Raw genomic sequence first — 14,911 nt, 5'->3', positions numbered from 1 at the left:
GACCGGATGCGTCACCACGATGTTGTCGTCATCGGTGCCGGGTCCGGCAACGCCGTCATCGGCGACTCGTTCGCCGATCTGGACGTGGCCATCGTCGAGGAGCGCTGGTTCGGCGGAACCTGCCTGAACGCCGGATGCATCCCGAGCAAGATGCTCGCCTACACGGCGCACGTCGCCCGCACCGTCCGGGAAGCCGACACGTACGACGTGGACGCCGAGCTGCGGGCGGTGCGCTGGCGGGCGGTGCGCGACCGGGTCTTCGCGCGGCTGGACGCCGAACGGGACGAAGGCCGTACGGGCCGTGACCAGCAGGACTGGGTCACCGTGTACGAGGGCAGGGCGCGGTTCACCGGCCCCAGGACCCTCCGCATCGACCGGGCGGACGGGGCCGTCGGTGTCAGCGCCGGGCAGATCGTCGTCGCGGCGGGCGGTCGGCCCCTGGTCCCGGGGCCGGTACTGGACGCGGGCCTGCCGTACGAGACGTCCGACACGATCATGCGCATCGACGCTCCGCCCCGGCACCTGGCGGTCCTCGGCGGCGGTTACATCGCCGCGGAACTGGCCGACGTGTTCGCCGAGACCGGGAGCTCCGTCACCATCATCGAGAAGGAGCAGCACCTGCTCGGCCCCCAGGACGAGACGGTCCGGGGACGGTTCACCGACCTGGTCCGCTCCCGCTACGACCTCAGGCTCGGCCGGGAACTCACGGCGGTCGGCGGCCGGCCGGGCGCGCTGCGGCTGACCCTGGACGACGGATCGACGGTCGAGGCGGACATGCTGCTCGTCGCGGTGGGCCGGGTCCCGAACAGCGACCGGCTCAGCCTCGAAGCTGCTGGAATCGCCACCCACGACGACGGCCGAGTGGTCGTCGACGCACACCAGCGCACCACGGCGGAAGGCGTCTTCGCGCTGGGGGACATCTGCTCGCCGGTGCCCCTCAAGCACGTGGCCAACCGCGAGGCGCAGGTGGTCGCGCACAACCTCCGCAACCCGGACGACCTGATCGCCGCCGACCACGAGCTGGTACCTTCGGCGGTCTTCACCCGCCCGCAGATCGCCTCCATGGGTCTCACCGAACAGGAGTGCCGCGACAGAGGGCTGGACTACCGGACGGGCATGGCCGGTTACGGCGACATCGCCTACGGCTGGGCGATGGAGAACACCACCGGCTTCTGCAAAGTGCTGGCCGAGCCCGGTACGGGGCGGCTCCTCGGCGCCCACCTGATGGGCGAGCAAGCCCCCACCCTCATCCAGCCCCTCGTCCTGGCGGCGACCCTCGGCATCGACGCCACGACCCTCGCCAAGTCCCCGTACTGGATCCACCCCGCGCTCACCGAGGTCGTGGAGAACGCCCTCCTCGGCCTCGGCCTGTGAGCCCCGCCCCCGAGCGACGCCGGCGGTCGACCGAGCACAGCCTGCCCTGCCGGGGCCGCGTCGACGGTTGCGGATCACCACCCGGGGTAGCCGCCCAGAGAGCCACCGGAGCATTCGGAACAAGGAGACGCCGTGACGGAGCTGGACCCCTTCACCGCCGTGCTCGACGGCCCGGTGTTCGTGGTCACGGCCGCGTCCGGCGGCGAGCGGGACGGCTGCCTGGTGGGTTTCGCCTCGCAGTGCTCCATCGACCCGCCGAGATTCACCGTCTGGCTGTCGATCGCCAACCGCACCTACCGCGTCGCGCGTGAGGCCGAGTGCCTCACCGTGCACCTGCTCCGCCGCGACGACCGGGCGCTGGCGGAACTCTTCGGAGGGGAGACGGGCGACGAGGTGGACAAGTTCGCGCGGGTCGCCTGGCGGCCCGGAGAAGCAGGCAGTCCGGTCCTCGAACAGGTGCCCATCTGGTTCACCGGCCGGATCGAAGGACGTATCGAGGGCGGTGACCACGTGGGCTTCCTCCTGGCTCCCGTAGCGGTCTGCCCGCCGATCGAGGGCGGCCTGCCCCCACTGCTCCGCTACCGGGAGCTGCGCGACCTGGAGCCCGGCCACCCGGCCTGAGGCCTTGGGCAGGGCCCTCCACCAGGAAGAGGGCATCCGGCAGCGGGTATGCACAGAGCGGCGTGCGATCCGCCGTGCACGGACACGTTTCGGAACGTTTCAACCGGACTATGGCGGTAAGGCGCCCGATATGCTCCCTGTTCGCCGACGGGTGCGTCAGCCACCACGTCAGCCACCGCGGCAGCCACTTCGGCCTGGACCGGTCCGGGACAAAGCCGTTGTTGACACCGAGGGAGCTGTGACAACGACCCTCCGCGACCCTCCTCCGTGAACGAGACCCGGATCAGGAACGAGCTCGGTCGCTGAACCCTGCGGGAGGTGGACATGAACCGCGCCGCGCTGTTCGACGTCGACGGTACCCTCGCCGATACCAATCACCTGCACGTGGTCTGCTGGTGGGAGGCCTTGCGGCAGGCGGGCCACGACGTTGCGATGCACGACATCCACCGCGCGATCGGACTGCCCGGCGAGGACCTCCTTGCCCATGTGCTGGGCGAGCACAGGGATACGAGCGAGGACGACAGGCTCAGCGCCGCGCACAGCACCCTCTACGGCACGTACTTCGACCGGCTGCCCCCGTTGCAAGCGGCGGCGGATCTGTTGCGCGAGCTGGACCGACGGGGTTGGCGGGTCGTCCTCGTAACCTCGGCGACGGATGACGAGCTCGACGCGCTCAGACGGGCCGTCGGCGGTCCGAGGCCGCCCGTGTACCCGGGGGAGGCCACCAGGGACGTGGCCGCCGATGAGGGCGGGTTCCGCGAAGGCGGGGACGAAACCCCGACGGATCGCGAAGCGGGGACCGGCCCGGCCCAGGCGGGCACCGACGAACCGCTGCTGGGTGCCGAGGACACGGCGGAGTACCACAAGAAGTGGAGTGAGATACAGAGCCGGTTCGTCGACGACCCGCAGGACGCGGTCACATCGGCGGACGCCCTGGTGGCGGAAGTGATGCAGAGCCTCGCCCGTACCTTCTCCGCCCACAAGCAGGGGCTGGAGGAGCAGTGGGGCCAAGGTGAGCAGGTAGCGACGGAAGAACTGCGGCTGGCGCTGCAGCATTACCGGTCGTTCTTCAACCGATTGCGACGTGGGCCCGGCCGACGTGCAACGGCGCGGGCCGAGCCCTGGCCGAGCGGAAGCGTCCGCGCGTGGGGCGTTGGCGTGGTGGTCCAGGCATTTCTGCTTCTGTCCGACGTCCCGAGCCACTCGGGCAAGAATCCCTTGTACGTGGTCGGCGCGGTACGCCGCCTGGGCCCCGTGCCGGGCAGTCATCAGTCCCGCATGCGATGAGCGGCCCGGTCACAACGATGAGTGCGGATGTCCGGGGAGACGTCTGGTGGGTCCAGGCCGACATGCGGGGTGCTGCAGCCGCCCGGGCCCGCCCATGGCCTGAAGGTGGAAGCCACGCGCGTCCAGGACATCCGGATCGACCTCTGGCCCGGCAACGCACCAGGGCGCGACCGCCTCGGCGGCTCCGGCCCGGGTGCGTGCCGACCAGCCGCCGGCCTTCTCGACGACGCCTCAGTTCCGGTCGGTCGTGACGACCCGCAGCGAGCCGACGGAGCCCTGCCGAGCACTCTGGTCGGCCGCGAGGACCTTCAGGATGTCGCCGGCCAGCTGCTGTGGGTGGGCGGTCTTCAACGTCGTACTCATGGTCTCCCAGGAGTCGTAGACCGTGCTGCCGCTCGATGTCTCCAGGCCGTCCGATGCCCTGGTGAGCGACCATTCCGAGTCACCACGGTGGAAGTTGTACTCCTCGCCGTCGACCAGGATCGTGACGTCGCAGCCGCACCCGAACCCGTCATCGTCGTGAGGGTCGTAGTCGCCGTCCTCGTGGCCGGTGTTCAGCGTCACCGTCCCCTCGCGCCGCTCCGCGAGCAGGGCTGCCACGGCCGCCACCGTCTGGTGTGCGTCAGCCGGCACCGGGGCCGAACCCGGGGCTGCGTGCAGGGCGCGCACCGTGGTGGAGGCATGCCGGGCGACCAGGCCGTAGATCGTGTCGGACAGCGCACGCAGCGACTCCAGGGCGTCGCTCAGGTTCGTCGACTCTCCGGCACCAGCCGGGGCAACCAGCTCGGCCTCGCCGCGCTCGACCACCCGCCCCACCGCCCGCTGCAGCTCTGCAAGGGCGTCGGCGCTGTACCGGAGCTGGACGAAGAGCGCCGAGGCGACCGTCGCGGCGTCCTGCGGGGTGTAGAGGGACCACGGGCTTGACAGGGCCTGAACCGTGGCACCGGCGGTCTCGGCCGCAGTGCAGGCCATCTCCACCGAGTCCACCGGGTCGTGCATTCCGTACTCGACCGCGGTACGGACCTCCGAGACCAGGTCGTTCTGTTTCTCGGCGGCCTGCTCGTACAGGCCGTTCCACGGAGTTGCGTCATCGAGGAGGGCCGCCGGGCCCTGTTTGATCGGCATGCCGAGGATCCTTTCAGATCTGCCGCATCCGGCGTGGGCGTCCCGTGCAGACGAGGAGCTCGAGGCCGTGGTCGTCGACAGCAACAAGGACGCCCTCGGCATGTGCGGCGACCAGACCCTCGGCGGATTCCATGCCGGAGCCCAAGGCGACATCGAGGTCTACGAAGCTCGTGACGCCGAGGACATCGCCACCGGCATCAACAGCGGCGGGAAGGTGTCACCACTTCGGGTGAGGAGGCGGGCCGACAGCGCGCGAGCAGGTCGCCGTACGCGCTCGGCGTGCCAGGGCGCGCGCCGGGAAGGCCGGACCCACCTCGCTGCCGGTGCCGTCGCTGTTCAGCTCTTGCGGGTCAACGGTTGCCCGGCGAAATTCACCCCTGCAAGGCCATGGGCCATGAGGTTGCGGATGTTGCCGTGATCAGTGTCGTTCGGCGTCGCCAGCACGCTGCGGTAGTGCTCGCCGAATGCCTGCAGGGCTTCCTGGTCGCTCAGCCCTTCCAGCAGGGCCAGTCCCAGCGTTTTGCACGAGCCTTCGTTCTCGCCTGAGGCGTTTTCCAGGTCCCCGTTGCGGAACGCCTGCGGCTGATACTCGTAATGCGCGGTGACGAAGGTCAGGGTGTCGGCGAACTGGTGCTCACCTGACGCGAGGCTTCCCCGCAGCGCGTTCAGATCCGTCATGTCGGCTCCCTTGTGTTGGACGGACGATCCGTTTGCCGTCCGTGACCGGGGGACAATACCCCCGTAAGCCCCGCCGGTAAGAACTGGGCCACATGTCGGGACGAGCGGCATCTTCGCAGGTCACGATGTGCGACTCTGCGACCTGCCGCGAGCCGTTGCGGTTCGGGCGATCGACCGCGAGGGGGTCCTGCGGCCGGCGCCGGCGCACTCACCGCTGAGGACTGGCCGCCTGGCGGCGCGTTCCGCGACCCGTTCGGTCTCGCGTTCAGTGCCACCCGTACGGAGAGGTCCTCTCGGTCGGGCTCGGCGAAGCACCCGCGGCCGCACCTGCACTTCGCCCCCGGATCCGGACACCGTCGATCTGCGGTCCGTCGGCATCGAGGGAAACCAGCCTTCTCGTATCTCACACCCAAATGACGCCGAACCGCCTTGATATCTTCATGCATGATGAATTTATCTCGGCGGAGACAGCCCTGCGGCTCTGGACCGCGAGTGGGGAAGAGGGCGGCGGGGAATGACTGACACACCGGACGCGCCGGGCCCGAATCTCCTACGGGCCAGCGGCATCCACGTCGGATACGACGGCGAGGCCGTGCTCGAGGACGTGAACCTGGTCCTGGGGCCGGGCCGTTGCCTGGCCCTGGCGGGTGCCAACGGATCCGGGAAATCGACACTGTTGCGTGTCTGTGTCGGCCGGCAGCAACCGGACCGGGGTGACGTGCGCTTCGCCGACGCCCCGCCGCGTGAAGTGGACGTGGCCTTCCGCCGCGACGTCGCGCTGCTGCTCGACGGGGCCGACTGCTTCCCGGATCTGACGGTCGCCGAGCATGTGCGCATGGTCGCAACTGCCCACGGCCTCGGCGTGGACGCAGGACCGGCAGCGGCCCGGGTCCTGGCGGAACTCGGGCTGGCGGAGCGGCTCGACGCCTTCCCCGGCACCCTGTCGGCGGGACAGCGGCAGATGCTCATGCTGGCCTCGGTCCTGGTACGACCTGCACGTCTGATCGTCGTGGACGAGCCCGAACAGCGGCTGGACGTACGGGCCCGGCGCAGGCTTGCGGCCGCGCTGTTGGCGGCGAAGGAGAACGGTACGGCCATCCTGCTGGCCTCCCACGACCGCGGAGTCGTGGGCGAGGTCGCCGACGAGGTACTGCTGCTCGATCGGGGCCGCGCAGCCGCTCTCGGAACGCCCGCCGAGGTGACCGCCCAGTCGGCGGCGTGGCCATGGCGGTGACCGAACGCAGCGCAGACGGTCTGCACGACGCCGCCGATCCGGCGGCCGCCACGGCCGAGGCGATCGCAGGAATGACGGCGGCCCGGCGCGAGCGTGGCTCGGGACGGCTGCGCTTCGACGACGTATGGACCTGGGCGTGCGCTGCCATCGCGATCGCCGTCGTGCTCGCCGGCCTGATACGGACGGCACCCGCCGTAGGACACGCCCTCGGCTGGTCCGGCGGCGCGACGGCCCGTGCCGTGCAAGTCGGCGCCAACCTGCTGCTGTGGGCGGGCGAACTGGCGGTGTGTACGAGGCTCGGGCCGGTGCTGCTCGCCGCCTCCGAGATCACCTGGCTGCTACCGCTGCCCGGTGACCGCGGACGACTCCTTCGGCCCCGCTTGACGCGCGCCGTGGCCGCTGCCTCACTCGCTGGACTGCTCATCGGCACCCTCATGGCTGCCCTTGCGCTCCTGCTCGAAGGCCAACCGCGGCTCACCGTGCTCCCCGTGGCCCTCGGCGCGCACGTGGCACTGGCCTGTCTGGCCGTGGCCGTGGGAGCACTGGCAGAAGCCCGCCCCGCCCTGGCCCCCCGGGCCCGGGCCCTGGGCGTCTGTCTCGCCGTGGCCGGCGGCACGGTCGTCGTCGCGGGCCCGTCCGTGCCCGCGCTGACGGCGACGGCCGCGTTCTGCGGGCCGTGGGGCTGGGCGGGATGGGCGACGGTGGCGGCGTCCCGGGGTGACGCGACCGCCTGGGCGGCGGCGCTCGGTGTACTCGTGCTCGGTACGGCCGCCGTACTGCGGGCGGCCTTCGAAGTGGCGGGGAGCATCCCGACCACCGAACTGCTGAGCCGGGGCGGGACGAGCCGGCAGGCCGCGCAAGGCGCGGTCCTGCTGGACCTGCGCGCACTGACGCTGGTGATGCAGTCGGCCGCACGTACCGGACGGCGGCGCCCACGGCTGCGTCTGCCGCTGCCCCGATCGCGCTGGGCGGTGGGGCCGTGGCGGGACGCCGTCGTCCTCCTGCGCCACCCCGGCCGCTCGGCCGCAGCCCTCGTAGTGCTGGCCGCCGGCGTCGCCCAGCTCCAGCTGGTCACCCACTGGATGCGGGACACCCCGCACGGCCCGGTCGGGCCGCTGCAGGCCACTGCGCTGGGCCTGTTCCTGGTCGTGCCCCTCCATCTGGCCGCGGTTGCCCTGGCCGAACCGGCCTATCAGGACACCGACCGGCCGCGGCGTACGCTGCTGCTGCCCGTCTCTCCCGCAACCCTGGCCGTCGGTCACCTGGTGGTACCCGGCCTGCTGCTCTGGGCCGCGGCGGCGGTTGCCCGGTCGGCCGCCCTCCTGCCGGGCGCCCCCGCCGGAACGCTCACCACCTATGCGGTGACGCTGCTCGTCGCGGGGCCGGCGCTTGTGGCAACAGCGCTGGTCGGAGCCTACCGGGGCGCGCCCCGGTACGACCTCCTGGCGCTCTCGCTCGACTGGTTCGCCGCCCTGCCGTTCCTGCTGTGGCGACTGGCCCCCGCCCTGGCCGCAGGGTTCGTGACCGCCCCCTGGCTCTGGCACAGCGTGGTCGGACCGTCCGCCGGTCCGGATGCCTCCGCCACGCTGTGGCTGGCCGCCCGGTCGGCCGTGGTGATCGCCTGGGCGGTCCGCCGGATCACCCGTCAGTCGCGCGACCTGCACACGTGAGGGGCCCGGCCTCGCGCCAGCCGTTCTGCAACCGGGAGACGGCTACACCGGAGCCGGGACGCGATATCCAAAGCGGTCAGACGCGACTGACCGGCGCGCCGTACGCGAGTCGCCAAGTGCGGAGAGCCGGTCGGGTGTTGGGGCAGAGGGCCGCGTACCGCAGGAGTGCCTCGCGCTCGGCCGGGTCGACGGCGATCCGTCGCTGGTCAGGGTCGAGGGCGAGGATGGCCGTGGTGCCGCTTCCTCAAATTTACCTCTGAACGTGGGTCGATCGGTGGACGGCCTGCGGGGCGGGCCATAATTTCGATCGTGACCATCCGTCACCACGCGGCTACAGTATGGGGGAATGGGCATGTCAAAGATCGCCAGGGTCGCCGCAGGCATCCTGAGCGCGGCCGGAATCCTCGCTTCGTCACTGGTCTTCGCTCCCGCCGCGCACGCGGCGAGCGGTGGCGGCTGCTGGGAGTACTCGGAGGGCTTCGGCTCCAGCTACGTCGACTGGAAGTCCTGCATCAGCGCCCCGAGGGCGGGCGTCGGCCGGCCCGACGCGTACGTCACCCTGCGCGCGGGGCACCCCGCCTGCAAGATCATGCTCCAGACACTGGAGACCGGCGGCTCGAGGATCATGTCGCAGAAGATCTACGACTGCCCTTCAGGAGCCGTCAGGAACATGCACCTCACCTCACCCGACTTCAACGGCCGGGCCGGCCGGGCCTACGGGAACTACACGACCATCTTTTGGACGAGCAGCCACACCGCCACCCTGGCCAACAAGAGCCCCTGGCTGAAGCTGTAACCACCCAGCCGAACCAGGACGACGCGGTGCGAACCCGATTGCGGGCTCACACCGCGTCGTTCAGGTCTTTCAGTGTGGACACAGCGGCTTCCGCGCACTGGAGCCTCCCTCGGCGCGGCGTACTCGTCCGCGGCGCCACGGTCGCGGGCAGTCCCGGTGCCCCCACTCAAGGTGGTCGAGGCGCGGTTCGGCTTCACCTTCTCGGCGGACCGCAGGGTCTTCCCTGCCGCAGGGCTTCCCCACGGGTCGCGCAGCTTGCCCGACTGGCGCAACGGCGCCGAAGCGGTGGCCGCCGTGCTCGGGACTTACCCGTTCCAAGGCCCTGGTACTGCTCCTGCCCGCGCGGGACAGGTGACGGCACGCACAACAGTGGCGTTCCAGGAGCGGGCGGGTCGGCGGGTGAAGTCGGGTTCTCACCGGAGCGGCCGACGGTTCCGATGGAGAAGGTTGCGACAGCTTGGGTACGAGCGAGGCCGCGTCATGCAGCTACGCCCAGGGCGACCTCCACCTGCCGTGACGGCCGCAGCCCTTCGCACGAGGTGGTGCGCACCTGGCAGCTGCGGGTCGCTGCGGCCCCGGCCGTCGACGCCTTCATGGACGACGTCCGGGGCGGTGCGCCTGTCCGGACGTCACCCGGCTCCTGTCCGTCCGGGACATCGTCTGGCTCGGGTAGCAACGCCTTGCCCTCGGCCGTATCAAGGGGTCAGCCGATGCGGACGGTGATCTCGGGGAGGGGTATGTCGGAAAGGTTCAGCTGGAGCCCGGTGAGGGTGAGGTAGGTCTGCGAGTCGGTCAAGGTGGAGGTGGTGGACGGCGCCTGGGTCTTCCCACGCGTGCTCACCAGCAGGTACCAGCCCCCGCGCTTGTAGCTGCGGGAGGCGTCGGGGCGGTCGCCGTTCGGGTTCAGCGTCCAGCCCTGGCGCTCCAGGTCGGCGCAGATCGCGTTCATCTCCGCCTGTGCGGCGGTCTTCTCGCGGACGGCCATCCAGCCCGTCCTGTCCGAGTTGGCGGCGGCCGCGACGGTCGGGCGGCCCTGCGCCGGGTCAAGGCCGGCCGCGCTGACCGCGGTCCGGATCACCTCCTCCACGGCGTCCCGCTTGAGGGGCGGTGACGTGGACTCCGGAGTGGGCACCGCCGTGGACGGGGACGGCGCGGGCGGGGGCGCACCCAGGTGGATGTGCCCGTCGTCGCCTATCTGGACGTGGTTCGGCAGGACCACGGCGGCCAGACTCACGATCAAGGTCGTGGCCAGCCCGATCCACACCCTCTTCAACAGCGCGTTCAACGCGAAACTCCCCCCGAGTGATCATTCAGAGGGAGTCTCACACATACTGCTCGGCGCCCGGCAGCTCTTAATGGGCGGCGCCCGCCACTTCGTGTTCTCGGAGACTTGTGGATCGTTTCGCCCCGCCCCAGTCGGGATGAGACCGGCGGCCACTCGCCCGTCCCAGATCCTGTTCTGGCGGGCGCTGTTTTTTGGGGGCGGTGCTGGGGCAGGCGGCGCAGATCCGTTCGGCCGGTCACTCCGCTTCGCGAGTTGGAAGACCTCCGGGTCCGTTTCGGCGCAGGGGGTGATCAGGTCGTCCCGGTACGGCAGTTCCAGGTTCATCGCGAGCTGCCCCGGATCACCAGGAGTGCGGCGATCGGCCTGTACGTAGATCCTGCTTCCCCGGCCGACGACCCGCCGGCGGCCGTGGGGAGCGCCGTCGGGCAGGGTGAGCAGGCCGACCTCCGTCGGCTCCACGGAGGTCTCGGTGAGCTCTCCATGGGCGAGCCGGTCCCGCTCTTCGCCGTCGCCGCCGTAGAAGGCGACCCGCTCGCCGTGGACGGCCACCACCTCGGCGCCCCGCACGGTGTTCGCCCGCACCTTCACCGCCCGGTCGGGGCGGTTGGGGCGGATCTCGAGGAGTGGGAAGTCGGCGTACGGGCAGGCCCAGGCGAAGGTGCCGGACACGTTCAGGGCGTAGCAGTCCACGAGTCGGGGGATGTGGACGTCGTCGGACGCCCAGGCCAGCCGCCCCGTGGCGCTCCAGCGTCGGGTTCCCACAGGGTTCTCGTCGAAATGCCCGACCCAGAGGTGGCCGGTCCCGTCCACGAGCAGGCGCTCGATGGCGTCCCCGACACAGAAGGACGAGGTCTCGCGGCCGAGTTCGTCGAAGACCTGGACGGAGACCTGGACCTGGACCTGGACCTGGTCCGCGTCCTCGTACCGGCGGGCGCGGGCCGCGGCGACGACGAACCCGCCGTCGGGCAGGCGGTCCAGGTGCGGCCACCGGGCTCGCACGGAGCGCAGCTCGGTGAGTTCGACGTTGCCGTAGGGATGGGCGGAGACGACCAGCGCGTCGAAGGGCCGGACATCGCCGCCGGGCTCCGGAGCCCGTTCGGAGAGCAGCCAGTGGGCGGCGCCGAAGACGTCGACAGTACTGGTCAGGACGTGACGGTCGTGGTGCGCACGGGGCAGACGGGAGTAGGGCACGAGGGCGGTTCTCTGCACCGGCGGGCTCTCCTGGGCGGGGCCGCCCGTGGGTCAGCGGCGGCGGTTGAGTTCGCCCGGCGGGGTGTACAGCCTGCGTGCGGGGGACAATTTGTCGAATCGGGCCTGCTGGCGGGCCTGTTCCTCCATCTGCAGCCCGTCGAGATTCTTCGTCCGTGTGGCCTTGTCGCTCCAGAGGAGGAACGCGACCAGTGCGCAGACCGGCAGTCCCAGACATGCATAGAAAATGATCAAGCCGTTCATAGCCCCCCCAGCGAAGATCAGCAAGCGTACCGAGTCTGCTGGCGGCGCCGGGTACGAGTCAAGGGTGGGCGGTTGACGGGCTGCGTCTGTTCGTCCTTGCAGGCCACGTTTTCCCTGCATGCCGCCGAGGGCGGCGATGCACGTGCGGCTGAACGCTGCACCTGCGGAGATGGTTCGCGGGACTGGATCCGGCAGCCGGAGCGCGCGTAATCGACTCCGTGCCTCGGTCGGCCTCGCGCTCGCGGAGACGGCCTGTTGCTCGGCCACTGGGAGGCGGGGGAGTCGTCGTGCTCGGTCTCGTCTCTTTCACTCCTGGGTGGTGTTTCGCCTGTGCGGGGTGGGGGAGTAACGGTGTGCTGCCGGCCTGCGGTGTTCGCGGGCCGGGGTGGACCGGGAAGGCGTGTCATGGCTCAGGGGACTGTCAAGTGGTTCAACGCGGAGAAGGGGTTCGGGTTCATTTCGCCGGATGACGGCACTCCGGACGTGTTCGTGCATTTCTCCGAGATCGATGCGTCCGGGTTCCGGTCGCTCGAGGAGAACCAGCGGGTGGAGTTCACCACTGGCCAGGGCCCCAAGGGTCCCCAGGCGCAGCAGGTCCGCCCCATCTGATGCTGCTGCGGGTGGTGTCCTGCCTGTGGTGTGCGGAGGCAGGGCACCGTGTCCGCGTGTGGGCCCGCAGCCGTCAGCGGCGGTACATCACGTACGGCTTGTTGTCGTGGTCGACGGCGACGGCGACGGCCTCATCCATGGGCTTGACGGCTCCGCCGCCGACGATCTGGGGGTGCCCCAGTGGGCGCCGCCGCGGACGGAAGCGTAGAGGTCGCCGGCGAGGCTGAGGTGGAGATCCACATGCTGCCGCCGTGGATGGCGAGGGCGGGGCCGTGGTTGGTGCGCCGGCCGTTGATGGATCGCGTCCGTCCCCTTCGGGTCCGGTCGGCTTCTCGGAGCATCGGGCGGGGTGGAGGGCGCAGTCCTCGGCGCTGCGCATCCGCCACGTGTATCCGCTGTAGAAGGCGAGCACGATGGTGTGTGTGAACTTCCGCCCGAGCTTGTCGGGGAACGCCGGGTCCCAGGCGTTGCCGCCGGTGTGACGGTCAGCCACAGAAGGCTGTCGCTGCCCGCGGGCAGCAGCCACAGCCTGCTGCGTGGGTGGCCAGGGTGCGGCCGGTCGTCGCCATGTAGCCCCGGAACCGGGTGATCGCGCTCCAGCCGACGGCTTCGGTGAAGGTCCGCCAGTACACGGCGCCGCCGGCGCCGGTGACCGGGTACCACAGCGTGCCGTTGAACTCGGTCACGGTCGGCGCGAAGTGGATCCCGTCGCCGCCGACCCGCTCCGGGGTCCTCCGGGTACTGCACGAAGACCGCCGTACGTGACCGCTGCCCGCACCGACAGCCGCCCCGTCCTGGGACCCTGTCGATGTCCTCGCACCAGCCAACCGGATCGCCACCACCTGGGTCGGCCGGAGGTCGGTGCCGCCGCGGCCAGGCAGACCGCCGACACCCCACCCCCACCCCCACCCCCGCACGCCGCACAGCCCTGGTCACAGCCGTCGAGCGGCTGGAGCCGGCGTCGACCCCACACCTGTGGGGATGCTCCGGAGCGTGAGGCCGGGGCGGCGGCGAGCCGGGTGTGGTCGACGGCGCGGCCGCGATTGTCCGCGGCCGGGGCGGCTCGGGGTGGTGGACCGGTCTGCCGAATGTCCCGATGGCCGTCGACACTTCGGGCCGGAATCCGGCGCACCGCACGCCCTCGGCCGGATTCCTGGCATGAGCGCTGTGGTCTGTGGGGGACGGCGGAGGCGGTCGTTGTGGCGGAGTGCATCGCGTCGGTGCGGGTCGCGGCACGGTCCTGGCCTGCCGCAGCCCAGTAAGTGACCGAAGGGCTTCAGCGCGGGTCGTCTTGTCCAGGCCCGAGGGTACGCCGGTCAACTGGAATCGGTGTGCGGCGAGTTCCTCTCGGCCCTCTGCAGGAGGTTTGCCTGCCGGCTTCCGCGGCAGCCTCGGGGCACCTTTGGCGGGGCGACGCCGAGGAGCCCGGGACTCGCCCCGGAACGGGACACGCAACCCGGCGTTCAGCGCTCAGCATCCGCTTCTGTCTCGGCCTATGCGTCTGCACGGACACCCCCGGCGCAGCGACAGGTCCCCTCGCGGAGAGTGGTGGTGTTTGCGAGCCGGGTGGGCGGAGCCGCTCTGTGGCCCGGAGGACGGGGGTGGGCGCCGGGTTGACTTCGAGTGCGCTCCAACACCTAACGTCCTGAGCAGTGATTCCGAGCTCAGGAGGCAGCAACATGACCGAAGTTCCCATCCGGCACCTGGGCAGTCTGGCGGTTTCCGCGCAGGGCCTGGGGTGCATGGGCATGAGCCACGGCTACGGTGCGACGGACGACGCGCAGTCCATCGCCACCGTGCACCGTGCTCTCGATCTGGGGGTGACACTTCTGGACACGGCCGACTTCTACGGCGCCGGGCACAACGAGGAACTGATCGGACGGGCGGTGGCCGGGCGCCGCGACGAGGTGGTGCTGGCCACGAAGTTCGGCTTCGCCAACCGTCTGGGTGAGCCCACGTGTGTCCGGGGCGACGCCGCCTACGTGCGGCAGGCATGTGAGGCGTCGCTGCGTCGACTCGGGGTCGATCACATCGACCTCTACTACCAGCACCGGGTCGATCCGCAGGTGCCGATCGAGGAGACCGTCGGCGCGATGGCCGAACTCGTGCAGGCCGGAAAGGTCCGTCACCTCGGATTGTCCGAGGCCGGCGAGCACACCGTCCGACGGGCGCACGCGGTGCACCCGATCGCGGCGCTGCAGAGCGAATGGTCGCTGTGGACCCGCGACCTCGAAGCGGAGATCGGCCCGGTCTGCCGCGAACTCGGCATCGGGCTCGTCCCGTTCTCCCCGCTCGGGCGCGGCTTCCTGACCGGCCGTTACAGCTCGGTCGAAGGGCTGGCGGAGAACGACGTGCGGCGCAGCCAGCCGCGCTTCGCCGACGGGAACCTCGAGCGGAACCTGTTGATCGTCGAGAAGTTGAACGAACTCGCCGAGGCGAAGGGAGTCACCGCCGGCCAGCTCGCCCTGGCCTGGGTACAGCACCGGGGCGACGATGTGGTGCCGATCCCCGGCACCCGGCGACAGCGCTACCTGGAGGAGAACCTCGCATCCCTGGCCGTCGAGCTGACCGCCGACGACCTCGCCGCCATCGAGGCCGCCGCCCCACCCGAGCAGATCGCGGGCACCCGCTACGACGCGACCAGCCTCACCTTCGTCAACAACTGAGTCCGCGCGCGGTACCGCGTATGCCGTGCCCGGCGGCGGCGCGGCCCCCGGCCGGGGCGGCTGACCAGATCATGGCGAAGCTGCCGATACCGAACAGCACTCAGGCGTTGCGGG

Annotated in this window: 13 protein-coding genes and 1 pseudogene; 8 read left to right on the top strand and 6 right to left on the bottom strand. The window is 70.8% G+C overall.

Annotation, left to right across the window (positions count from 1 at the left end; genetic code table 11):
* The first annotated feature begins 6 nt into the window (after positions 1-6).
* From JYK04_RS02125 to JYK04_RS02115, 3 genes and pseudogenes are all read left to right on the top strand, one after another.
* Positions 7-1,374: a mycothione reductase gene (locus JYK04_RS02125; protein ID WP_189743329.1), complete on the top strand. Its 1,368-nt coding sequence runs from the start codon at positions 7-9 to the stop codon at positions 1,372-1,374.
* 132 nt (positions 1,375-1,506) lie between these two features.
* On the top strand, positions 1,507-1,995 hold the full coding sequence (locus JYK04_RS02120; protein WP_189743327.1) for a flavin reductase family protein: 489 nt from the start codon (positions 1,507-1,509) through the stop codon (positions 1,993-1,995).
* A gap of 324 nt (positions 1,996-2,319) precedes the next feature.
* Positions 2,320-2,685 (top strand): annotated as a pseudogene (locus tag JYK04_RS02115) (HAD family hydrolase); the annotation flags it as partial.
* A gap of 828 nt (positions 2,686-3,513) precedes the next feature.
* On the opposite strand, the gene JYK04_RS02110 reads toward JYK04_RS02115, so the two are convergent.
* Together JYK04_RS02110 and JYK04_RS02105 are read right to left on the bottom strand one after the other, a co-directional pair.
* Entirely contained in the window at positions 3,514-4,407 is an 894-nt protein-coding gene (locus JYK04_RS02110; RefSeq protein WP_189743326.1) for a hypothetical protein, read from the bottom strand.
* A 336-nt stretch (positions 4,408-4,743) separates the two neighbouring features.
* Positions 4,744-5,085, bottom strand: coding sequence for a HopJ type III effector protein (locus JYK04_RS02105; protein ID WP_189743324.1), 342 nt, complete (start codon positions 5,083-5,085; stop codon positions 4,744-4,746).
* 514 nt (positions 5,086-5,599) lie between these two features.
* Between JYK04_RS02105 and JYK04_RS02100 the strand changes: the two genes are divergently transcribed.
* The 3 genes from JYK04_RS02100 (at position 5,600) to JYK04_RS02090 (ending at position 8,785) form a co-directional block, all read left to right on the top strand.
* Positions 5,600-6,319, top strand: coding sequence for an ABC transporter ATP-binding protein (locus tag JYK04_RS02100; protein WP_189743322.1), 720 nt, complete (start codon positions 5,600-5,602; stop codon positions 6,317-6,319).
* Complete coding sequence (locus tag JYK04_RS02095) at positions 6,310-7,989, top strand: DUF6297 family protein (RefSeq protein WP_189743320.1); 1,680 nt, start codon at positions 6,310-6,312, stop codon at positions 7,987-7,989. The genes JYK04_RS02100 and JYK04_RS02095 overlap by 10 nt, the downstream gene beginning before the upstream one ends.
* Before the next feature lie 352 nt (positions 7,990-8,341).
* The gene (locus tag JYK04_RS02090) at positions 8,342-8,785 is read left to right on the top strand and encodes a hypothetical protein (RefSeq protein ID WP_189743318.1); all 444 of its coding nucleotides are present in this window, start codon (positions 8,342-8,344) and stop codon (positions 8,783-8,785) included.
* A 703-nt stretch (positions 8,786-9,488) separates the two neighbouring features.
* On the opposite strand, the gene JYK04_RS02085 is transcribed toward JYK04_RS02090, so the two are convergent.
* From JYK04_RS02085 to JYK04_RS02075, 3 genes are read right to left on the bottom strand one after another with little or no spacing between them, the layout of a single operon-like run.
* The gene (locus JYK04_RS02085; RefSeq protein WP_189743316.1) at positions 9,489-10,070 is read right to left on the bottom strand and encodes a hypothetical protein; all 582 of its coding nucleotides are present in this window, start codon (positions 10,068-10,070) and stop codon (positions 9,489-9,491) included.
* A gap of 21 nt (positions 10,071-10,091) precedes the next feature.
* Positions 10,092-11,279, bottom strand: a complete 1,188-nt coding sequence (locus tag JYK04_RS02080) for a hypothetical protein (RefSeq protein ID WP_229876390.1) — start codon at positions 11,277-11,279, stop codon at positions 10,092-10,094.
* A 33-nt stretch (positions 11,280-11,312) separates the two neighbouring features.
* Positions 11,313-11,522, bottom strand: a complete 210-nt coding sequence (locus JYK04_RS02075) for a hypothetical protein (RefSeq protein ID WP_189743314.1) — start codon at positions 11,520-11,522, stop codon at positions 11,313-11,315.
* A 405-nt stretch (positions 11,523-11,927) separates the two neighbouring features.
* Here JYK04_RS02075 and JYK04_RS02070 point away from each other — a divergent pair, with 405 nt between their 5' ends.
* Complete coding sequence (locus JYK04_RS02070) at positions 11,928-12,131, top strand: cold-shock protein (RefSeq protein WP_030832902.1); 204 nt, start codon at positions 11,928-11,930, stop codon at positions 12,129-12,131.
* Positions 12,132-12,616: 485 nt separating this feature from the next.
* Here the strand turns inward: JYK04_RS02070 and JYK04_RS02065 are convergent, their stop codons facing one another.
* On the bottom strand, positions 12,617-12,817 hold the full coding sequence (locus tag JYK04_RS02065; RefSeq protein WP_189743312.1) for a hypothetical protein: 201 nt from the start codon (positions 12,815-12,817) through the stop codon (positions 12,617-12,619).
* Positions 12,818-13,810: 993 nt separating this feature from the next.
* Between JYK04_RS02065 and JYK04_RS02060 the strand changes: the two genes are divergently transcribed.
* Positions 13,811-14,797 carry an aldo/keto reductase gene (locus JYK04_RS02060; protein WP_189743311.1) on the top strand — a complete coding sequence of 329 codons (987 nt, stop codon included), beginning with the start codon at positions 13,811-13,813 and terminating at the stop codon, positions 14,795-14,797.
* The last annotated feature ends 114 nt before the right edge of the window (positions 14,798-14,911 follow it).

This window comes from Streptomyces nojiriensis (assembly GCF_017639205.1).
Classification (GTDB): Bacteria; Actinomycetota; Actinomycetes; order Streptomycetales; family Streptomycetaceae; genus Streptomyces; species Streptomyces nojiriensis.
The sequence above is the reverse complement of the archived record's forward strand: the minus strand, read 5'-3'. Positions and strand labels throughout refer to the sequence as shown.